The following is a 21250-nucleotide window of genomic DNA, read 5'->3' as shown; positions in this document are numbered from 1 at the left end:
AGGCTCAGGGTTTGGCGGCGGGCGTGGCCTGCACCGGTGCGGCTGGGGTCGCGGCGGGCGCTCCTGCCGTGGTGGTGCTGACGCGGCGCGGGCCTTGCGGGGGCTTGGGAAAGCCGTTGAGGGCCGAGTCGAACAGGATGCGGTAGATCACCTGGTCATCGACCCAGACATCTTCGTAGCGGGCGGAGGTCTCGTACACCACTTGCTGCGTCTTGACGTCGCGCAAGGTCAGCTGCACCGCGCGGAAGTGCAGCGAGGGGCCGGTGTCGCGCCACATCATGCCGCCGCGCCAGCCCCAACCCCAGGCGGGGCCCCAGCCCAAGCCGCCATAAGGGTGATAAGGGCTGCCGGGCATCAGCCAGCTGTCTGGAATGTAGCGGGCCTGCGCATCGATCTGCGCGATCACGCTGCCTTGGGCGTCGTCGCGGCGCAAGCCAACGCCCGCCAACGAGGCCTCGGCCTGTTGCACCACGGTATCAAACTGTGGCCCCAGTGCGATTTGGGAGGGGAGCAGCTGCAACCGGTAGGTCGGGGGCGAAGGCAGTTGTTGCAACGTCGAATAGCTTTGCACATCGCTGTCGATGGTACGCACGCCGGCGCAACCGGCCAGCCACAGGCTGGCGCAGGCCATGGCCGCAATACCGGCGATGCGCCGCCACTGCGGCAGGCCTGGCAACGCCGCCTTGTCAAAGGATAGAAACATGGCGCAATCTCCCGAAAAAAAAGCGCTGCGCCATAAAGACACAGCGCATGCGCTCAACAATAAACGGTGGGAGCCGCAGCGGCTGTCAGTCAGGGGCGACAAGCAGGGCTGCATGGCTCGTAATGCCGGGAATCAACCCAGCTGTACCACCTGCATGCCTGCGGGCAAGGAGGGGTTGGTGGGCAGATCGTCGTGGTCGAAGGCCTTGTCACCGTTCTCATCGGCGATGCCGGTGGGCTTGGCGTTCTGGAAGTCGAACAGCTTGGGGTCGGCCAAATGGGTGGGCACCACATGCTGCAGTGCGCGGAACATGTTGTTGACCCGGCCCGGATGCTTGCGGTCCCACTCGCGCAGCATGTCGCCAATCATCTGGCGCTGCAGGTTTTCCTGGCTGCCGCAGAGGTTGCAGGGGATGATCGGAAAGTCGCGGTACTGGGCCCAGCGCTCGGTGTCCTTCTCGGGCACATAGGCCAGCGGACGGATCACCACATGCTTGCCGTCGTCGCTGACCAGCTTGGGGGGCATGGCCTTCATGATGCCGCCATGGAACATGTTGAGCATCAAGGTCTGCACGATGTCGTCGCGGTGGTGGCCCAGCGCCACCTTGTTGCAGCCCAGCTGGTCGGCCACGCGGTACAGAATGGCGCGGCGCAGGCGCGAGCACAGGCCGCAGGTGGTCTTGCCCTCGGGCACCACGCGCTTGACCACGCTGTAGGTGTCCTGGTTTTCGATGTGGAAGTCGACGCCCACGCTTTTCAGGTACTCGGGCAGCACATGCTCGGGAAAACCGGGCTGCTTCTGGTCCAGGTTGACGGCCACCAGGTCAAACTTGATGGGCGCGCGGGCGCGCAGCTTCATCAGGATGTCGAGCAGGGTGTAGCTGTCCTTGCCGCCGGACATGCAGACCATCACCTTGTCGCCGTCCTCGATCATGTTGTAGTCGCCAATGGCGCGCGCCACCTCGCGGCACAGGCGCTTTTCCAGCTTGTGGTTTTCGCGCTGGATCTTCAGGCGCTTTTCGCTGGAGACCGCGTCCTGCGCATCGTCACTGGCGGCATCGTCGAAGTCCCAACCGGGGGCAGCTGCTGGCTGGGGCTGAAGGAGTGCGGTATCGGTGGGGGCATTCATAGGTTCACCATTGTCCGGTTTCGGTGTGGATTGCAACTTCGCAATCGTCAAAAATCTCTAGCTTGGCGATCTTCACGCGCACGCCGCGCACGTTGGGCAACTGCATCAGGCGCTGCGCGACCTTGCCGATCAGGGTCTCGAGCAGGTTCACATGCTCGGCGGTGCATTCATCGATGATGATATGGCGCACCTTGCGGTAGTCCAGCACATGCGTGATGTCGTCATCGCTGGGTGCCAACGGCTGCTGGCCCAGGTTGATCTGCGCATCCACCAAAATGGGTTGGGGCGCGGTTTTCTCGTGGGCGAGGATGCCTAAATTGGCATCAAAACGCAGGCCCGTCAAGCTCAGGGTTTGCAACCCGGTGTCAAATGTCGTCATAAAAGCAGCAAGGCAGCGAAGAATCGCTACATCATCGAAAAATCGCGGTCAAACCGCATCAGGTGCTGGCCACCGTCCACCAGCAGGCTGGTGCCAGTGATGGAGCTGTTTTCCAGCGCAAAGCGCACGGTGGCTGCAACGTCTTGCGCGGTGGAAGATCGTCCCAGCGGGCTCATGCGGTGCAGTGCCTCGAACTGCTCAGGGCTCAGGTAATCGCTGGTCAAGGTCAAACCCGGCGCCACGCCCACCACCCGCAATCGGGGTGCCAGCGCCTGGGCTAGCAAGGTCGTGGCCGCTTCCAGCGCCGCCTTGCTTAGCGTGTAGCTGACAAAATCGGGGTTCATGTTCCACAGCTTCTGGTCCAGCAGGTTGACCGCCACGCCCTGGGACTGGTCGCCACGCTGGCAGATATGCTGGTGCAGCAGCTGGGCCAGCACAATGGGTGCCGCCGTATTGCTGCGCACATGGCGTTCCAGCGCGGCATAGCCAAAATCGGTGGCGCTGTCGTGCTCGAACAGCGAGGCGCTGTTGACCACCGCATCGACCTGGCCGAAATGCGCCACCACCCGGGGCAGCAGCGCGCGTACGGCGGCCTCGTCCTCGAAATCGGCGTCAAAATGCCCGCTCAGGCCCGACAGCGCTGCGCATTCGGCGGCGGTCTGCGCGGCCTCTGCAGCCGAGCCCCGGTAATGCACCGCCACCTGCCAGCCATGGCTGGCCAGCCCGAGCGCAATCACCCGGCCCAGGCGCTTGGCAGCGCCAGTGACCAGTACAGTGCGTGGGGTCGATGTAGGCATGGGCATGGCAAGCGCTCAGCAAGCGGCGACAATAGGGGGGTGAATACAGAACCCTCTAGTTTAACGATTGTGCTGGCCAAGCGCATGGCTGAGGCTATTGCCCAGGCCGGTGGTTGGATCCCGTTTGATGAATTCATGCGCATGGCGCTGTACGAGCCCGGTCTGGGCTACTACGCCAACAGCCGCAGCAAATTTGGCGTGATGCCGGAGCACGGCAGTGACTTTGTCACCGCACCCGAGCTCTCGCCCGTGTTTGGCGAGCTGGTGGCCGTCCAGGTGCAGGATGCCTTTGCGCATACCGGCACCAGCGAGGTCTGGGAGTTTGGCGCCGGCACCGGTGCCCTGGCCGAGCAGCTGCTGTCCACCCTGGGCACCGCCTGCACGCGCTACACGATTGTCGACGTCTCCGGCAGCCTGCGCCTGCGCCAGCAAGAGCGCCTGGCCCGCTTTGGCGACCAGGTGCAGTGGGCCGATAGCCTGCCCGCGCAGATGCAGGGCGTGGTGGTCGGCAACGAGGTGCTCGATGCCATGCCGGTCAAGCTCTTGCTGCGCCAGCAGGGCGTGTGGCAAGAGCGTGGCGTGGTGGTGGGCAGCGTGTCAGAGGATGGCGAGGACATCCGCTTTGCCTGGGCGGAGCGCCCCACCCAGCTGCGCCCGCCGGTAGAGCCAGAGCTGCCGCCGGAAGCCGAGTACCTGACCGAGATCCATCCCCAGGGCGAAGCCTTTGTCGCGACCCTGGCCGACCGCATCACTTGCGGCGCGGTGCTGCTGATCGACTATGGCTTTGGCGAGTCCGAGTACTACCACCCGCAGCGCCATATGGGCACCCTCGTATGCCACCACCTGCACCAGGTCGACAGCGACCCGCTGGTGCTGGTGGGCCTCAAGGACATCACCGCGCATGTGAACTTTACTGGCATTGCCGTGGCCGCGCAGGATGCCGGCATGGACGTGCTGGGCTACACCAGCCAGGCCCATTTCCTGATCAACTGCGGCCTGGGTGCCAAGCTCGACCAGCTTGAGGTCATCGCCCGCAGCAAGGCGGCCAAGCTGATGATGGAGCATGAGATGGGCGAGTTCTTCAAGGCCATCATGCTCAGCAAAGGCGTGGCCTCTTGGGAGCCAGCCGGCTTTGTGCAGGGCGACCGCATGCACCGGCTGTAGCCTGAAGCCTGCTGGGCGGCCAGCGCTTGCGGCGCCTAGGTGGGTGCAAAAGGGGTGGCAAGGAGGGGCCGCACAGAGCGGCTGGCGGGGGCCGGTTGGGCACGCTGGGCCTGGTGGGCACAGCAGTGCCATGCCTTGCATCTCCCTGGTGACCACCAAAAATTGGGCTGCCGGTGCCAAGCCCTGACACATGGCTCCAGGCCAGGGCGCCCCATCTGGGGCCCCGACGCGGAACATGCAGGCTGGCTTGTTGTGCACCGACAGCCTGCGATGATCGCCGCGTTGCATGACGCCGGTATGACGGCGCGTAGGGCAGCGCGTTGTGCAACCCGGGCAGGCCGTGGGTGGCCTGCAGATCATCGATTTGCGCATAAAGATACGCGTTTTAATTCGTTTTCTGATCGCAGCGCGCCTTCTACAGTGGGTCCATCACTGGTCCGCCAAGGAAAGCTGCCATGTCCGCGTTGTTTGATGTTCTGACCGCCCACCCGTTTTTCTTCCGCCGCCCCGTGCCTGACAGCTCCCACCAGGCGGGCGTTGCCGCAGGTGCGCAGGGCTTCAGCGTGCGGCCGATCCCGCAGCCCAGCGGCACCCAGACCCGTTTGGGCGTCGAAGTCGTCGGCCTGGACCTGTCGCGCCCCCTGGGGCCGGACGACTTTGCCCGGCTGCAGCAGGCGCACCTGGACCACAGCGTGGTGGTCTACCGCAACCAGCGCATCACACCTGCTGAGCAGATTGCCTTCAGCCGCCGTTTTGGGCCGCTGCAGCGCCATGTGCTGCGCAACTTTCAACTGGCGGACCATGACGAGATCCTGATCGTCTCCAACATCATCGAAAACGGCCAGCCGGTGGGCCTGGGCGATGCCGGTGCGTACTGGCACTCCGACCTGTCCTACAAGCCCCAGCCTGCGATGGGATCGCTGTTGCATGCGCAAGAGCTGCCAGATGTGGGGGGCGACACCTTGTTTGCCGATCAGGTCGCCGCCTACGAGGCCTTGCCCTATACCCTCAAGCAGCAGCTGGTGGGCCTGCTGGCCGAGCACAGCTACTTGCTGAAATATGAGGCACTGCGCGAGCGCAATGCTTTCCGCCCGGCGCTGAGTGCCGCGCAGGTGGCCGAGGTCAAACCCGCTGTCCACCCGGTGGTGCGCACCGATCCGCAAACCGGCCGCAAGTCCTTGTTTGTCAGCGAGCATTTCACCACCCGCATTCTGGGTCTGCCCGAGGGCCGCTCGGCCGCGCTGCTGGCCGAGCTGTTTGCCCACAGCACCCAGCCGCAGTTTGTCTACCGCCACCACTGGCGTGACCGGGACCTGGTCTTTTGGGACAACCGCGCGGTGCTGCACCTGGCCACCGGCGTGCCAGCCGGCCAGCGCCGCAAGCTCTACCGCACCACGATCGAAGGGGATGTGCCGGTATGAACGCCGCACTGCACCCATCGCGCCTGACCGGGCTGCCGCGCCCGCAGCGCCACCAGCAGCTGTTTCTGCTGTCGCTCCGCCTGGCTGCCGCCTGTTGTTGATCGCCGGCGCTCGCCATTGCGGCTGCGCTGCCCGCTCCTCCTGACAGCGGCGATTGACGCCAGCCCCCAGTACCCGCCCACCCGCTGCTGCAGCGCGGTGGTGCTGCGCTGCGGCCCAACGACTCCAGCCATACCTTCACAAGCACTATGAACATCCGCAAACCATGGGCGCTGCGCAACCAGCAGCCCGGCAAAAAGGCCTCGACACCTTCTGGCAGCCCCGCTGCCACCGCCCGCAGCTCCGGCCTGGGAGCTGCCAGCAAACATGCCGCCGCCGTGCTGGCCGCCACCGCCGTGCTCTGGGGCGTAAGCGCCGGTGGCGCGCAGGCGGCAGAAGGCCAGCTGCGCATTGCGCAGCAGTACGGCATCGTTTACCTGCTGCTGAATGTGGCGCAAGACCAGCAGTTCATTGAAAAGCAGGGCAAGGCCCAGGGTGTGGATATCAAGGTCAGCTACCTGCAGTTCTCGGGCGGCCCGGCGGTCAATGATGCGCTGCTCTCGGGCAATGTCGATATTGGCGGCGCTGGTGTGGCCCCGTTGTTCACCCTCTGGGACCGCACCAAGGGCAAGCAGAATGTCAAGGGCGTGGCATCCTTGGGCAACTTCCCCTATTACCTGGTCAGCAACAACCCGCAGGTCAAGACCATTGCCGACTTTACCGACAAGGACCGCATTGCCACGCCGGCCGTTGGTGTTTCGGTGCAGTCGCGGGTGCTGCAGTACGCCTCGGCCAAGCTCTGGGGCGAGCAGCATTACCAGCGGCTCGACAAGCTGCAGGTGGCCTTGCCGCACCCCGATGCCGCAGCGGCCATCATCAAGGGCGGCACCGAGATCACCGCGCACTTTGGCAATCCGCCATTCCAGGAGGTGGAGCTGGCGGGTAATCCTAATGCGCGTATTGTGCTCAACAGCTACGAGGTGCTGGGCGGGCCCGCCTCGTCCACCGTGCTCTACGCCACCGAGAAATTCCGCCAGGAAAGCCCCAAGACCTACCGCGCCTTCCTTGATGCGCTTGATGAATCGGCCCGCTTTGTGCAGGCCAACCCCGAGCAGGCGGCTGATATCTTTTTGAAGAGCGGTGGCGGCGGCAAGGTCGACCGCAACCTGGTGCTGCAGATCATCAAGAACCCGCAGGTGCAGTTCACCATCCAGCCGCAGAACACCGTAGGCCTGGGCCAGTTCCTGCAGCGGGTAGGGGTGATCAAGACCAAGCCCGAATCGGTGCGCGACTATTTCTTTGACGACCCCCGCATCTCCGGGGGGAACTGAGATGCGCTGGCCCTACGCCTTTGCGCAAGATGGCGATGTTGCCCTGTCGCGGGGCAGTTGGCTGCGCAGCGCCGCCGAGCCTTATGCCAGCCTGGCCGAGGCCGAGCTGGCTGACCGCCTGATCAGCCGTGTTAGCACCAGCCCGCCAGTGCCCAGCCAGCAGGTGTCCGCCAGCACTGCCTTGCTGGAGGTCGATCGGGTCAGCATCGACTATGTGACGGGTGCGAGGGTGCTGCGCGCCACCCACCAGGTGAGCTTGCAGGTGCATGCGGCCGAGCGCTTTGTGCTGTTGGGGGCGTCGGGCTGCGGCAAATCGACCCTGCTCAAGGCCATGGCCGGTTTTGTGCCGGTCAGTGAAGGCGCTATCCGCCTGGGAGGTGCCCAGGTGCAGGGCCCCGGGCCTGACCGTGTCATGGTGTTCCAGGAGTTTGACCAGCTGCCGCCCTGGAAGACGGTGCGCGAGAACGTCATGTTTCCGCTGCTGGCCTCGCGCCGCACCGGCAAGGCCGAGGCGCGTGAACGTGCTGACCTTTACCTGGAAAAAGTGGGGCTGAGCCGCTTTGCCGATGTGCACCCGCACCAGCTGTCGGGCGGCATGAAGCAGCGCGTGGCCATTGCCCGTGCGCTGGCCATGCACCCCAAGGTGCTGCTGATGGACGAGCCCTTTGCTGCGCTCGATGCCCTCACGCGCCGCCGCATGCAAGAGGAGCTGCTGGCGCTGTGGGAGGAGCTGCGTTTTACCTTGGTGTTTGTCACCCATTCGATCGAGGAGGCGCTGGTGGTGGGCAGCCGCGTGGCCATCCTCTCGCCCCACCCGGGGCGGCTGCGGGCAGAGATCAACACCCATGCCTTTGGCCTGGCCAGCGGCGGCAGCGCCGAGTTCGAGGCCGCGCACCAGCGCATCCACCGGCTGCTGTTCGATGAAGAGCGGGCCGGCGCGCAGACCGCCGGTGACACCAGCAGCAGCGCAGCCACCGGCTTGCGCCGCGTGGCCTGATACCAGAAAAGAGACCCCGATGGCATCCACCCCCCTTTCTGCATGGCCTGGCGATGCCAAGGCCCTGCCGCCGATCCGGCCCGAGGCGGAATACCCGCTGCCCGATGCGCCCGCGCAGCTGACGGTGCGACGCCTGCCGCTGGCCCGGCGGCTGCTGCAGCACCCGGCACTGCGCAAGGCCCTCATCCTGGCGCTGCTGGCGCTGGCCTGGGAGCTGGCAGCGCGCTGGCAGGACAACGACCTGCTGCTGCCCACCTTTGGCCAGACAGCAGCCACCTTGCTGCGCGAGCTGGGCAACGGCGCACTGCTGGGCAAGGCGGCGATATCGCTGGGCATCTTGCTGCAGGGCTATCTGCTGGGTGTGGCCGGGGCCTTGCTGCTGACGGTGCTGGCGGTATCGAGCCAATGGGGCCGCGACGTGCTGACCACCTTGACCAGCATGTTCAACCCGCTGCCCGCCATTGCGCTCTTGCCCCTGGCCTTGCTGTGGCTGGGCCTGGGGCAGGCCAGCTTGCTGGCGGTGCTGGTGCATTCCGTGCTCTGGCCGCTGGCGCTGGCCACCTATGCCGGTTTTCAGGCGGTGCCGGAGACCTTGCGCATGGCCGGCCGCAACTACGGCCTGCGCGGCGCGCGCTATGTGCTGCAGATCCTGGTGCCTGCCGCGCTGCCCTCCATCCTCTCGGGGCTGAAGATTGGCTGGGCCTTTGCCTGGCGCACCCTGATTGCCGCCGAGCTGGTGTTTGGCGCCTCCTCAGGCAAGGGCGGCCTGGGCTGGTATATCTTCCAAAGCCGCAACGAGCTCTACACCGACCAGGTGTTTGCCGGGCTGGCACTGGTGATCATCATTGGCCTGCTGGTCGAGAACCTGGGCTTTCACCCGCTCGAACGGGTCACCGTCAAGCGCTGGGGCGTGCAGCGCTGAGCGGACCAGCGCTGTGCGGTATGGCGTTGCTAATATGCAACAGTCCATGGCCGGCGTTTTTTCTCATGGCCTAATGCAAGCAAGAGGCCGGGATAGCCAGCGCAACGCCCATCTGTCGGTGGGGCGGCTGCAGAGGGCCCGCCACCCGGGGCCGACCCAGCCAGGCCCTGGTGCCAGCCATCTAGGGATTGCTGCGGATTGACAATAATTGCAACCGCATAGAAGTTTTCTAATGCTTATTGCATACTGATAGGTTTGCAGCGCCGGACCATGGCTCATGGGGAGCAGGGGGGCGCTGTTGTGGCGCGCCTGCCAAAGAAGAGGCTCGCCCCGTTCCTGGTGTACCTATGACAAATCCTTCTCCCGATACCTCGGCAGCGCCTGCTGCCGGGGCGCCGCCGTCGCCGCAGCCGACAGCGCCGACAACGGCGCCGTTGCCAAACCGCTTTGGCTCGACCATGTCACTGCCCGTCGTCGTACCCGCGCTGCTGGTGCTCAGCGCCTTGCTGCTCGTCTGCGTGCTGGCACCCGAGGCAGCAGACCGCCTGTTCTCGGGCGCGCAGCGCTGGGTGGTGGCCAGTTTTGACTGGTTCTACGTGATGGCGCTGAGCGCCTTTTTGCTGTTTCTGGTCGTGCTGGCCGCCAGCCGCTATGGCGATATCCGCCTGGGGCCGGATGATGCCAAACCCGAGTTCAGCTTTGTCTCCTGGTCATCGATGCTGTTTGCAGCGGGCATGGGCATTGGCCTGATGTACTTTGGTGTGGGCGAGCCGCTGCAGCATTTCCTCAACCCCGCCACGCAGGAGCCAGGTACGCCGGCCGCTGCGCGTGAGGCCATGGAAGCCACCTTCTTCCACTGGGGCTTTCATGCCTGGGCGGTCTACGGCACCATGGGCCTGGTGCTGGCCTATTTCGGCTTTCGCTACAACCTGCCGCTGACCATGCGCTCGGGCCTGTACCCCTTGCTGCGAGAGCGTATCAACGGGCCCATCGGCCACGGCGTTGATGCGTTTGCGCTGGTGGGCACCATTGCCGGTATCGCCACCACCCTGGGCTATGGCGCGCGCCAGATTGCCGCCGGTATCAACACCCTGACGGGCTGGGAAACCCAGACCTCCGGGTTTCTGGTGGCCGTGATCGTGGTGGTCGTCACCTTGGCCAGCCTCTCAGCCCTGCTGGGAGTGGACAAGGGCGTGCGCCGCCTGAGTGAATTCAACATGCTGCTGTCGGTGCTGCTGCTGAGCTTTGTCATCATCGCCGGCCCCACGGCCCATATCTTTAAAGCCTTGAGCGAGAACATTGGCAACTACCTGCAGGGCTTGGTGGGCATGTCGCTGCGCACCTTTGCCTATGCGCCCTCGCGCGAAGAGGGCTGGTTTGGCGGCTGGACGATTCTGTACTGGGCCTGGTGGGTCAGCTGGTCGCCCTTTGTCGGCATGTTCATCGCGCGCATCTCGCGGGGCCGCACGGTGCGTGAATTTGTCATCGGCGTGCTCTTGGTGCCCACCGCCTTCAACCTGCTGTGGATGACGGCCTTTGGCAACGGCGCCATTTGGGCCGATGCCCACCTGGCAGGCGGCGCGCTGGCGCAAACCGCGACCAATGTGGACGCCTTGCTGTTCCGCTTCTTCGAGTACCTTCCCTGGGTCAAACCAGTGTCCTGGCTGGCGGTCTTGCTGATTGGCGTGTTCTTTATCACCTCGGCTGACTCGGGTGCGCTGGTGGTCAATTCCATCGCGTCCCGGGGCAACAACGAGTCGCCAGTCTGGCAGCGCCTGTTCTGGTGCGTGCTGCTGGGCGTTACCTCCATCGTGCTGCTGCTGGCCGGGGGGCTGGGCGCCTTGCAGGCCGTCACCCTGGTTGCGGCCTTGCCGGTGGCGCTGATCATGCTGGTGCTCTGCGTTGGGCTGTGGCGCGGCATGGTGGCCGACCTGGCCCATTACTCGCCTGACCTGGCGCCCGCCACCAACTTCTGGAGCGGCCAGCACTGGCGCAAGCGCCTGGAGCAGATCGTGCACCAGCCGCTGAAGGCCGATGTGCAGCGCTTCTTGCGCTCTACCGCCTTGCCCGCCATGAACGAAGTGGCGGCCGAGATGGAAAAACGCGGCCTGCAAGCCCATGTGCAAGACAGCCTGGAGGGCGATGCCGACAGCGAAGTGCGTCTGGTCGTGCCCGTCGAAAAGCTGCGTGACTTTGTCTATGGCGTGCGTGCGGTGCGCCGCAGTATTCCCACCTTCACGGTGCGGGAGAGCGCTGGCAGCAAGGAGCGCCGCTATATGTACGAGCCGGTGACTTTCTTTGAAGATGGGCGTTCGGGTTATGACGTGCAGTATTTGCGCAGCGAGGAGTTGATCGCCGACATCCTCCGCCAGTACGAGCGCTATCTTTCCCTCAGCGCAGACAAGCGAACCCAAATGCTGAACCGAGCCCCAGGGCATACAGACCCGGTGTAAATGTTGATTGAAAGGCCATCTTCGGATGGCCTTTCTTTTTGTTTATTGGCCATTTTTTGTGGGGTGACTGCCCTGGCGGTGCTGTCATTGGTTGGGGCGTAGATGGTCTTCGTTTTGGGGTGGCGATATGGGCGCGTAGGCTTTGTTGCGGGGGCTTGCCATACCGGCATATTGTCTGCGCCCCCGACGCCGCGCCTACGCGCCCATCTCGCCATGGGTGGTGGTGGTGCGGGCGCTGCGCTTGCTGCGTGGTTGGTTGTTTTGAACATCCGGGGGCAGCGGTTTGTTGGGTGGTTACTGCAATCGCGGACAATGGCGGCTTCTTTGCCGCCTTTGCTTTTGCGCCCCTTGCCATGCCCTCTTGTCTGTTCACCCATGCCCATGTTTTTACCGGCCGCAGCGAGAGCGATTTCGCGACGGCTTTTGTGGTGGAGGATGGGCTGGTGCGCTGGGTGGGGCATGTGGGCGATGCGTCGCAGCCGGTGGCGGACAGTGAGGTGGATTTGCAGGGGCGCACGGTGGTGCCGGGGTTTATCGATGTGCATACGCACCCTACCTTTTTGTCGCAGATCGTCGATGCGGTGCCTTGCACGGTGCCGCTGGTTGAAGATATTCCGGGGCTGATTGCGGCGCTGAAAAACCACCCCAAGGCGGGGCTGGGGCCCAATGACTGGATTGAGGGATGGGGTTACGACGAGTCCAAGCTGAAAGAGGGGCGCACGCCCACCCGCCATGACCTGGATCTGGTATCGACCACGCAGCCGGTGTATGTGGGCCGATCTGATTGCCATTCGGGCATTTGCAACAGCCGTGCGCTGGCGCTGGCGGGCATTGGCAAGGACACGCCCGATCCCATTGGCGGCCACTTTGGCCGCGATGCCGATGGCACGCCCAATGGTGTTTTGACCGAGCTGGCCGCCAACAGCGTGGTGCAACGCGCCAAGGCGGTGCTGGATTACGCGCAGGCGGTGGGCAGCCTGGCGCGCACCTCGCAGCGCTTTAGCGAGCGCGGCATTGTGGCGGTCACCGACATGATGGCCTTCACCCAGCCTTTCCACCACCTCGATGTCTACCGCGATGCGGCCCAGGCTGGCTTCAAGCAGCAGGCGGCGCTGTATTTTTCTTGGGAGCCTTGCAAAGGCGATTTGCGGGCGGGGCTAGAGGCCGCGCAAAAGGACGGCCGGGTGAAGATCGCCGGCATCAAGCTGTTTGCCGATGGCTCCATCTCCGGCAAGACGGCCTGGTGCAGCTGTGCCTACAAGCACAGCGGCAGCCTGTTCGGCATGTCCTTGCTCAGCAGCGCGGCGCTGGCGCAGGCCTATGAATGGTCGGTGGCCAACGGCGCGCAGATGGCGGTGCATGCGATGGGCGATGCGGCCTTGCAGCTGGTGATCGACTTTTTTGCTGACAAGCAGCCCTGGCTGCCCTGCGGTATTCCATCGGTGCGGCTGGAGCACGCCACCTTGCTCAAGCCCGCGCAGATCGCACAGATGAACGCCATGCCCATGCAGTGGGGCGTGGCCACGCAGATCATCTTTATGTTTGCCGAGTACGAGGCCTATACCGAGAACCTGGTTGCATCGGAGTTTGACCAGTCCTACGCGCTCAAGACCTTCTATGACGAGATCGACCATGTGGCGCTGTCATCCGACGCCCCGGCCACCACCTGGGCCGATCCGGACAATGTGTTTGTCTCCATCCAGGCTGCCGTGCAGCGCCGTGCCTACAACGGTGCGCCCATTGTCGACAGCCAGGCGCTGACGGTGGCGCAGGCCCTGCTGCTCTACACCGCACGCGCGGCCAGCCTCTCGCCGTTCGAGGGCCAGCTCGGCCAGATCGCCCCCGGCTTTGAAGCCAGTTTTGCGGTGCTGGACGGCGATATCTTCAGCGTGCCCACCGCCGACATTGGCCGCCTGCGCGTGCAAGCAACCTGGATTGCCGGCGAGCAGGTGTACCGCGCCGCATGATGGCTTTCCCACCCACTACCCTGCCGGAGGCGCTGCGATGATCCGCTGGCTGATTGTGATTTTCCTCGCGCTCTTGCTGCTCAACGGCTTTGCCGCCCTGCTGCGCAAGCTGGGGCTGGGGCGCTTGCCGGGGGATTTTGAGATCCGGCTGTTTGGCAGAACCCTGTGGCTGCCGATTGCGACGACGGTGGTGCTGAGCTTGATGGCGGCCGGGATTGCGCGCTGGCTCTAGCAGGCTACGCTGGCGCATGAACACGAGAAGGGAGATGTGCCGATGCGTTGTCTGCAAGTCGAGTTGAATGGAACGCTGCTATGGCGTGTTGGCATAGATCAGGCGCTGATGTATTCGCTGCTACTGGGTATGTCTGCTGACGGCGAAGTGCTTGCGGATATTTATGCGTCTGGGATGTATGAAATATTGGATGGACGCAAGGCGCATGCGCATTGGGGAGATTTTCATCCGATAAAAAAAGATGACCGCTTGGTGGTCACTCTGATAGAGAGTGAGCACCCAACACCTCCTACAGAAATCGCCATGGCAGAGGACTTGCAGCGGCAAGAAGCGCAAATGCTGCAAGACGATGGTGATGACCCTGCGGAAGATTCGCAAGTGTATACAGCGCCGCACTGGCAAGGTGTTCAGCTGCACTGCGCAGTCAATGGACAGCACCAAGCCATTGCAAGAATGGGCAATGGCGAGAACCGTATTCAGTGCTCATTGTTGTGGAACCGCTGGCACCCCGATCGCTGCCGCGTGCATGTTCACTCCTTTGGGGAGCCAGGACTTCCTGAGTCTGATTGGCTACGGGTGGATTTGGCGACCAATGACAGCATCGAATTTCTGACGACCACGGTTTAATGTGCTGCACCGCAGCATCTGTCATGGTTGTAAGCAAATCTCGAGGGTGGATAGACCCGCCTTACCTGGAGCGCCTTGTCAGCTAAGGGAAAGCTTGTAAACAAATTGTCATCGCGCTTTCATACACTGGCGCGATGTCATCTATTGAGTTACGGCAGGTTGCCAAATCCTGGGGCAACACCAAGGCCTTGCATTCGGTCGATCTGCAGATCGCGCCAGGCAGCTTTTGCGTGCTGCTTGGGCCGTCGGGCTGCGGCAAATCCACAACCTTGCGCATCATCGCTGGGCTGGAGACGGCCAGCGCCGGCCAGGTGCTGATTGGGGGGCGCGATGTGACGCAGTTGCCGCCGGCGCAGCGCGGCATTGCGATGGTGTTCCAGAACTATGCGCTGTTTCCGCATCTGTCGGTGGCCGAGAACATTGGCTTTGGGCTGGCGGTGCGCAAGGTGTCCAAGGCCGAGGCTGCGCAGCGGCTGAAGGACACCGCCGAGCTGCTGGGGCTGTCGCAGCTGCTGGAGCGCAAGCCGGGCCAGCTCTCCGGCGGCCAGCAGCAGCGCGTGGCGCTGGGCCGGGCCCTGGTGGCCCAGGCCCATGTCTGCCTGATGGACGAGCCGCTGTCGAACCTGGACGCGCAGCTGCGCCAGGAGATGCGTGCCGAGCTGCGCGAGCTGCAGCAGCGCCTGGGGCTGACCGTTGTCTATGTGACCCATGACCAGACCGAAGCCATGAGCATGGCCGACCAGGTGGTGCTGCTGCACCAGGGCCGGGTCGAGCAATGCGCGACCCCGCGCGAGATGTATGCCCGCCCTGCCAGCACCTTTGCGGCGCGCTTTATCGGCACGCCAGCGATGAACCTGCTGCGGCTCAGTGAAGGCGCCATTGCCGGCAGCCAGGTGCAGCTGCCGGTGCCAGCTGGCGCGGCATCGCTGGGTCTGCGGCCCGAGGCGGTGCATTGCCTGGGCGCTGAGGGCGTGGATGCGCAGGTCATCGGTACCGAATACCTGGGCGCCGATGTGGTGCTGCGTTGCGCGATTGGCAGCGAGCAGATTACCGTGCGGGCCCCCGGCCAGCAGGCGGTAGCGGTGGGGCAGGCGCTGCGCCTGGCCTGGCGCCCTGAAGACATGCATTTCTTCGATGCCAATGGCCGGCGCATGGCCTGAGGCAAGCCCTTTTTCTTTGACTGAACTGTTTGTGCAGCGCCTGCGTGCAGGCGCATAACCCGAGGAGTGATTCCGTGCAACGCCATATTTTTTTGAAGACCCTGGCCGCCTCGGCCGTCGCCATGCTGGGCTTGGGTGCCGGCCTGGCGCATGCGGCTGATCCGCTGGAAGTGCCTTTCTACTACCCGGTCGCTGTGGGCGGCCCGATCACCAAGGTGATCGATGGTTATGCCAATGATTTCAACAAGGCGCATCCGCAGTACAAGATCACCCCGATCTACGCGGGCACCTACCAGGAGACCATCGTCAAGGCGCTCACTGCCAACAAATCGGGCAAGGCGCCGGCCACCTCGGTGCTGCTGTCGACCGATATGTTCACCTTGATCGATGAAGACGCGATCGTGCCGATTGACGACTTCGCCAAAACTGATGCCGACAAGGCCTGGCTCAAGGGCTTTTACCCGGCGTTCATGGCCAACAGCCAGACGGGTGGCAAGACCTGGGGTGTGCCTTTCCAGCGCTCCACCGTGGTCATGTACTACAACAAGGATGCTTTCAAGGAAGCCGGCCTGGACCCGAACAAGGCCCCGGCCACCTGGAAGGAGCTGGGCGAAGCGGCCAAGAAGCTCAGCAAGAAAGACGCCAACGGCAATGTCAGCCAGTACGGCATCCAGATCCCGTCGACCGGTTTTGCCTACTGGATGCTGCAGACCCTGACCACCCCCAACGATGTGCTGCTGGCCAACGAGGCAGGCACCAAGGTGACCTTCGACAACCCCAAGGTGATTGAGGCGCTGGACTTCTGGGTCAACCTGGCCAAGGAAGGCGTACATCCCAAGGGCGTGATCGAGTGGGGCACGACCCCCAAGGACTTCCTGGAAAAGAAGGCCGCGATCATCATCACTACCACCGGCAACCTGACCAATATCAAGGCCAACGCCAAGTTTGATTTCGGGGTCGGCCAAATCGCCGGCCATGTGCGCAAGGGCGGATCGCCGACCGGTGGCGGCAATTTCTACATCTTTAAAAAGGCGCCCAAGGAGCAGCAGCAGGCCGCCTTTGAGTTTGCCAAGTGGGTGACCCAGCCCGAGCGCGCTGCGCAGTGGAGCATGGACAGCGGCTATGTGGCCGTCTCACCCGCCGCCTACGACACGCCCATCTTGAAGAAATACGGCCAGGATTTCCCGCCAGCGCTGGTCGCGCGCGACCAGCTGCCCGTCTCGGTGGCCGAGTTCTCCACGCATGACAACCAGCGCGTGACCAAGGTGCTGAACGACGCGGTGCAGGCTGCGCTGAACGGCACCAAGACTTCGGCGCAAGCGATGAAGGATGCGCAGAAGGAAGCGGACCGCATCCTGCGCAGCTACCAATAAAGCCCCATCCGGCCTGGCCTGCTTGAAGGCCATGGCGGGTCAGGCTTTGGGAATGAACCAGCCCTGTTAACAGAAACCAAACGCATGAGCGCCTCTTCCTCGTCCATCGCCGGCAGCGGCCAGCGCAGCATCCACGCCTGGTTGCTGCTGCTGCCTGCGCTGGTGCTGCTGGTCGCCTTCACCCACTGGCCGGCAGTGGCGACCTTGATCGACAGTTTTTACTCCACCCCCAAGGGCGCACGGGCGGCGGTGTGGGTGGGCATCGAGAACTACGAGGCCATGGCCGACGACCCGGTGTTCTGGCAGGCGGTGCGCAACAACCTCTGGTTTGCAGCGGCCACCATTCCAGCCTCCATCGGCCTGGCGCTCTTGATGGCGGTGTGGGTGAACGAGCGCATTGCGGGCCGCACTTTTGTGCGCATGGCGTATTTCACGCCCACGGTGCTGCCGATGATTGCGGTCGCCAATATCTGGCTGTTCTTCTACACGCCGCAGTACGGCCTACTGGAGCAGGTGACCGGTGCGCTGGGCCTGCCTTCGCACAACTGGCTGGGCAGCCCATCAACAGCGCTGGGGGCCGTCACCCTCGTTGCGGTGTGGAAGGAAGCCGGCTTTTTCATGATCTTCTACCTGGCGGCCCTGCAAACGCTCAACCCCAGCCTCAAGGAGGCGGCGGCGATTGAGGGTGCATCGCGCTGGTACTTTTTTCGCCGGGTGCAGTGGCCGCTGCTGATGCCGACCACGGTGTTTGTGCTGGTCAATGCGGTGATCAATGCCTTCCGCCTGGTGGACCATGTGTTTATCCTGACCCGGGGCGGCCCGGACAATGCCACCACCTTGCTGCTTTACCACCTGTATGAGGTGGGCTTCAAGTTCTGGGATACGGCCTACGCAGCCGCCATTACCGTGGTGCTGGTGGTGGTGCTGTCCAGCGTGGCGCTGTTCCAGTTCTTTGTGTTGGACAAGAAGGTGCACTACCAATGAGCAGCAGCCAAGCCCCTGCCGTCATCTACCGCCACACCTGGCTGGACACCGCTGCCGCCTGGCTGCTGGCACTGCTGTGGATTCTGCCGCTGGCCTATGCGTTCTGGACGGCCTTCCACCCCAGCGAATACGCGATCCGCTTTGACCTGAGCGCCCCCTGGACCTTGCAGAATTTTCGCCATGCCTGGGATGCGGCGCCGTTTGCGCGCTACTTTCTGAACACGACCTTGCTGGTGGCCATGATCCTGGCGGCGCAGCTGGTGCTGTCCACCTTGGCCGCCTTTGCCTTTGCGCGCTACCAGTTCCGGGGCAAGAACATCGCCTTTGCGCTGGTGCTGGTGCAGCTGATGATCATGCCCGACATCCTGCTGGTCGAGAACTACCAGACCATGGCGCGGTTGGGCCTGGTCGATACCTTGTTTGCGATTGGTCTGCCGTACTTTGCCTCGGCCTTTGCAATCTTTCTGCTACGCCAGACCTTTATGGGCATCCCCAAGGAGCTGGACGAGGCCGCCAGGGTGGAAGGCGCCAGCACCTTGCAGATTCTCTGGCGCGTCTATGTGCCGCTGGCCCGGCCCGTCTACACCGCCTTTGCGCTGGTGTCGGTGAGCTTTCACTGGAACAATTTTCTCTGGCCGCTGATCATCACCAACAGTGTGGAGTCACGCCCGCTCACCGTGGGGCTGCAGGTGTTCTCCAGCGTGGAGCAGGGGGTGGACTGGTCCACCATCACTGCCGCGACCTTGATGACCTCGGCACCGCTGCTCGTCGGCTTTATCCTGTTTCAGCGCCAGTTTGTGCAGAGCTTTATGCGGGCAGGGATCAAGTAAAGGCGCTAGAGTGGCGCTCTTTGGCTGAGGAGTCTTGTATGTCCGCAAAAGCCCAGGCTGGCGTGGTTCTGTATGTCAAAGACACCGAGCGCGTCGCGCAGTTCTACAGCCAGGTGCTGGGCCTGCACGCGCTGCAGCGCGAGCCCGGCTGGGTGGTGCTGGTATCGGGCGCCCTGCAGCTGGAGCTGCATGCCATCCCGGCAGCCATCGCCCAGCGCATCCACATCACCGCGCCACCCCAGCGCCGCGAGAGCGCGGCGCTGAAGTTCTTTGTCTGCGTCCCTTCACTGGCGGACGCTGGCGCGCAGGCCGCCAGCCTCGGCGGCGCGCTGCTCCAAGACGCCTGGGCGGGGCCGGGCTTTCGCGCCTGCAATGCGATGGACTGCGAGGGCAATGTGTTCCAGCTGCGCGAAGCGGCCTCTGCGCAGGCTTAGCGCCTGCGGACCCTGGAGGGCAGCTGTCAGGCGGGTTGCTGCTGCGTGGTGCAATGGATGCCACCACCGCCCGCCGCGATGGCATCGATATTGAGTTGCACGATCTCGCGGCCCGGAAATTGCTCACGCAAAATGGCCTTGGTGTTGCGGTCGACCCGGGTATCGCCAAACTCAGGGCTGATCACGGCACCATTGCAGACGTAAAAATTGATGTAGCCCGCAGCGAAGTCCTTGTTTTCGTATTGGGGCCGCACCTCATCTGGCCCCGGCAAGCGCACCACCTTCAGCGGGCGGCCACGCGCGTCGGTGGCTTTGCGCAAGATATCCAGGTGGCGCTGGGTGATGGCATGCTCGGGCGAAGACCTATCGTTTTCAAAACCGGCAACCACGACCCCAGGCGCGCAGAAACGGGCATAAAAATCGGTGTGGCCGTCGGTGATGTCACGGCCGGCGATACCGGGCAACCAGATGACTTTGTCGATGCCCAGCACCCGCTGCAGTTCCTGCTCGCACTGCGCCTTGCTGACGCCCGGGTTGCGGTTGGCATTGAGCACACAGCTTTCCGTGATGATGGCCGTGCCCTGGCCATCGACCTCAATGCCGCCACCCTCCAAAATCAAGCTGCTTTTGAGCACGGGCACACCGGCTTGTTGGCAGACAAAGGCGGCGACCCGCGCATCGTTGCGGTGGTACTGCTTTTTGCCCCAGCCATTGAAGTTGAAATCCACCCCGGTGAACAGGCCGCCTGGCTTTTTCACGAAGACCGGGCCGGTATCGCGCATCCACAGATCATCAATGGTTTGCACCACCAGCTTGACTTTGCTGCCGCACAGCCGCGCTGCCAGGTCGTAATCTTCCGCATTGACCAGCATGTGAACGGGCTCCACGCTGGCGATGGTTTGTGCAATCAGGGCCAGGTTCTGCTGCGCGCCTGATTTCAGGCGCCTGCCCCATACCTCGTCATTGGCGCCAAAGGCCATCCAGGTTGCAGCATGGCGCTCGCCTTCGTCTGGCATGTGCCATCCGTTGTTGGTGCTGGTGGCAGGAGCGGACAGCGCTGGCATACCCACAGTTGCACTGGCCGCCAGCGCGGTGCTGGCCGAGAGAAATTGTCGTCGTTGCATGCTGTTGGCTCCTAGCTAATTTCCTGCTGCGTGGTGCAGTGGATGCCGCCGCCACCTGCGGCAATCGGGTCGATGTTGATTTGAACCACTGCCCGTCCTGGGTAGAGCTGCGCGAACTGCGCCTTGGTGTGGGCATCGGCCTGGGCATCGCCGAATTCGGGCAGGAAGATGGCCTGGCTGCTGGCATAGTAGTTGATGTAGCCAGCGGCAAATGTCTTGGGATTGTGCCCAGGCCGGATCTGGCCTGGGCCATCGATCGCGATCACCTCCAGCGGCTGGTCGTCCGCATCGGTGGCGTTTTGCAGTATCTCCAGATGCTGGCGTGTCAGCGCGTAGTCATAAGAAGCCGGGTTCATCTCGCGGTGGGCGACCACCACACCGGGGCGCACAAAGCGGGCATAGAAGTCGGTATGCGCATCCGTGATGTCCATGTTCTTGATGCCTGGCAACCAGATCACCTTGCGAATCCCGAGCAGACGCTGCAGTTCTGCTTCGCAATCAGCCCGGCTCCAGCCTGGATTGCGGTTGCGGTTCAGCACGCAGCTCTCGGTGATGATGGCCGTTCCCTGGCCGTCGACCTCCAAGGCCCCGCCTTCCAGCACCAGCGTTGTGGCGAGCAGCGGCAGCTGCGCCTGCGCAGCCACCAAGGCGGCCACCTGTCGGTCATGGCCAAACTCTTGCTTGTTGCCCCAGCCGTTGAAGTTAAAGCCCACGCAAGCGCGCTCACCGTGGGCATTGCGCACAAAAACCGGGCCGGTGTCACGCATCCACAGGTCGTCCAGCGGGGCGGCAATCAGGGTGACCTTCGCATCCAGCAGTTGCCGCGCTGCCTGCATGTCTGCCGGGCGCACCAGCATGTTGACGGGCTCGTAAGCGGCAATGGCATTGGCAATGCGCACGAGGGCCAGTTGCAGTTGCGCCACTTGTGCGCGTGGCCAGATGGCGCTGGACGCGCCGTAAGCCATCCACGTCGCCTTGTGGGCGTCGACCTCGTCGGGCATGCACCAGCCCAGCGGGCGGCTTGGGGCTGCCATCGGGCCGCCTGCTGCCCTTGTGTTTCCCGTATTTGTGCTGTCGGGCATGGCATCTCGATCTGTTTTCATCACTCATCCTGTTGCCCCAAACATGGGGTCTGCTACCACCGAACTATCGGACCAATTGGTATTGTGGCGGGCGAAAGGTATG

20 protein-coding genes are annotated in these 21250 nt (G+C 63.6%); 14 read left to right on the top strand and 6 right to left on the bottom strand.

The genetic code is table 11. From position 1 onward, the window contains the following. Window positions 1-4 precede the first annotated feature (4 nt). The 4 genes from M2375_RS10905 to M2375_RS10890 all read right to left on the bottom strand — a co-directional run bounded on the left by M2375_RS10905 (window position 5) and on the right by M2375_RS10890 (window position 3007). On the bottom strand, window positions 5-703 hold the full coding sequence (locus M2375_RS10905) for a hypothetical protein (protein ID WP_259166001.1): 699 nt from the start codon (window positions 701-703) through the stop codon (window positions 5-7). A gap of 132 nt (window positions 704-835) precedes the next feature. After that, window positions 836-1831 (bottom strand): tRNA 2-thiocytidine(32) synthetase TtcA, encoded by a 996-nt coding sequence (gene ttcA, locus M2375_RS10900; RefSeq protein WP_259166000.1) that lies wholly within the window; start codon window positions 1829-1831, stop codon window positions 836-838. A 4-nt stretch (window positions 1832-1835) separates the two neighbouring features. Next, window positions 1836-2210 (bottom strand): dihydroneopterin aldolase, encoded by a 375-nt coding sequence (locus M2375_RS10895; protein WP_259165999.1) that lies wholly within the window; start codon window positions 2208-2210, stop codon window positions 1836-1838. A 26-nt stretch (window positions 2211-2236) separates the two neighbouring features. Beyond that, on the bottom strand, window positions 2237-3007 hold the full coding sequence (locus M2375_RS10890) for an SDR family oxidoreductase (protein WP_404979312.1): 771 nt from the start codon (window positions 3005-3007) through the stop codon (window positions 2237-2239). A gap of 84 nt (window positions 3008-3091) precedes the next feature. Between M2375_RS10890 and M2375_RS10885 the strand changes: the two genes are divergently transcribed. From M2375_RS10885 to M2375_RS10820, 14 genes are all read left to right on the top strand, one after another. Beyond that, window positions 3092-4171, top strand: a complete 1080-nt coding sequence (locus M2375_RS10885) for a class I SAM-dependent methyltransferase (RefSeq protein ID WP_259165996.1) — start codon at window positions 3092-3094, stop codon at window positions 4169-4171. A gap of 455 nt (window positions 4172-4626) precedes the next feature. Continuing rightward, complete coding sequence (locus tag M2375_RS10880; RefSeq protein WP_259165994.1) at window positions 4627-5592, top strand: TauD/TfdA family dioxygenase; 966 nt, start codon at window positions 4627-4629, stop codon at window positions 5590-5592. Window positions 5593-5840: 248 nt separating this feature from the next. Next, the gene (locus M2375_RS10875) at window positions 5841-6962 is read left to right on the top strand and encodes an ABC transporter substrate-binding protein (RefSeq protein ID WP_259165990.1); all 1122 of its coding nucleotides are present in this window, start codon (window positions 5841-5843) and stop codon (window positions 6960-6962) included. 1 nt (window position 6963) lies between these two features. Continuing rightward, window positions 6964-7959, top strand: coding sequence for an ABC transporter ATP-binding protein (locus M2375_RS10870; protein ID WP_259165988.1), 996 nt, complete (start codon window positions 6964-6966; stop codon window positions 7957-7959). Between the two features lie 19 nt (window positions 7960-7978). Beyond that, the gene (locus M2375_RS10865) at window positions 7979-8881 is read left to right on the top strand and encodes an ABC transporter permease (RefSeq protein WP_259165987.1); all 903 of its coding nucleotides are present in this window, start codon (window positions 7979-7981) and stop codon (window positions 8879-8881) included. A 458-nt stretch (window positions 8882-9339) separates the two neighbouring features. Next, entirely contained in the window at window positions 9340-11334 is a 1995-nt protein-coding gene (locus M2375_RS10860) for a BCCT family transporter (protein ID WP_259166087.1), read from the top strand. Between the two features lie 353 nt (window positions 11335-11687). Beyond that, entirely contained in the window at window positions 11688-13301 is a 1614-nt protein-coding gene (locus M2375_RS10855; RefSeq protein ID WP_259165986.1) for an amidohydrolase, read from the top strand. A gap of 37 nt (window positions 13302-13338) precedes the next feature. Beyond that, window positions 13339-13533 carry a DUF2905 family protein gene (locus M2375_RS10850; RefSeq protein ID WP_182326675.1) on the top strand — a complete coding sequence of 65 codons (195 nt, stop codon included), beginning with the start codon at window positions 13339-13341 and terminating at the stop codon, window positions 13531-13533. Window positions 13534-13575: 42 nt separating this feature from the next. Next, complete coding sequence (locus tag M2375_RS10845) at window positions 13576-14160, top strand: hypothetical protein (RefSeq protein ID WP_259165981.1); 585 nt, start codon at window positions 13576-13578, stop codon at window positions 14158-14160. Between the two features lie 134 nt (window positions 14161-14294). Beyond that, window positions 14295-15320: an ABC transporter ATP-binding protein gene (locus M2375_RS10840; RefSeq protein WP_259165979.1), complete on the top strand. Its 1026-nt coding sequence runs from the start codon at window positions 14295-14297 to the stop codon at window positions 15318-15320. A gap of 122 nt (window positions 15321-15442) precedes the next feature. Then, on the top strand, window positions 15443-16693 hold the full coding sequence (locus tag M2375_RS10835; protein ID WP_404979311.1) for an ABC transporter substrate-binding protein: 1251 nt from the start codon (window positions 15443-15445) through the stop codon (window positions 16691-16693). A gap of 84 nt (window positions 16694-16777) precedes the next feature. Next, window positions 16778-17677 carry a carbohydrate ABC transporter permease gene (locus tag M2375_RS10830; protein ID WP_259165974.1) on the top strand — a complete coding sequence of 300 codons (900 nt, stop codon included), beginning with the start codon at window positions 16778-16780 and terminating at the stop codon, window positions 17675-17677. After that, window positions 17674-18507 (top strand): carbohydrate ABC transporter permease, encoded by an 834-nt coding sequence (locus M2375_RS10825; RefSeq protein WP_259165972.1) that lies wholly within the window; start codon window positions 17674-17676, stop codon window positions 18505-18507. The genes M2375_RS10830 and M2375_RS10825 overlap by 4 nt, the downstream gene beginning before the upstream one ends. A 38-nt stretch (window positions 18508-18545) precedes the next feature. After that, window positions 18546-18941 (top strand): VOC family protein, encoded by a 396-nt coding sequence (locus M2375_RS10820; RefSeq protein WP_259165969.1) that lies wholly within the window; start codon window positions 18546-18548, stop codon window positions 18939-18941. 26 nt (window positions 18942-18967) lie between these two features. Here M2375_RS10820 and M2375_RS10815 read toward each other — a convergent pair whose 3' ends face one another. Beyond that, on the bottom strand, window positions 18968-20065 hold the full coding sequence (locus M2375_RS10815; protein ID WP_259165967.1) for an agmatine/peptidylarginine deiminase: 1098 nt from the start codon (window positions 20063-20065) through the stop codon (window positions 18968-18970). 11 nt (window positions 20066-20076) lie between these two features. Continuing rightward, window positions 20077-21099, bottom strand: a complete 1023-nt coding sequence (locus M2375_RS10810; protein WP_259165966.1) for an agmatine/peptidylarginine deiminase — start codon at window positions 21097-21099, stop codon at window positions 20077-20079. Window positions 21100-21250 lie beyond the last annotated feature (151 nt).

The sequence above is a fragment of the Comamonas sp. BIGb0152 genome, assembly GCF_024809975.1.
Lineage (GTDB): Bacteria > Pseudomonadota > Gammaproteobacteria > Burkholderiales > Burkholderiaceae_C > Comamonas.
The sequence above is the reverse complement of the archived record's forward strand: the minus strand, read 5'-3'. Positions and strand labels throughout refer to the sequence as shown.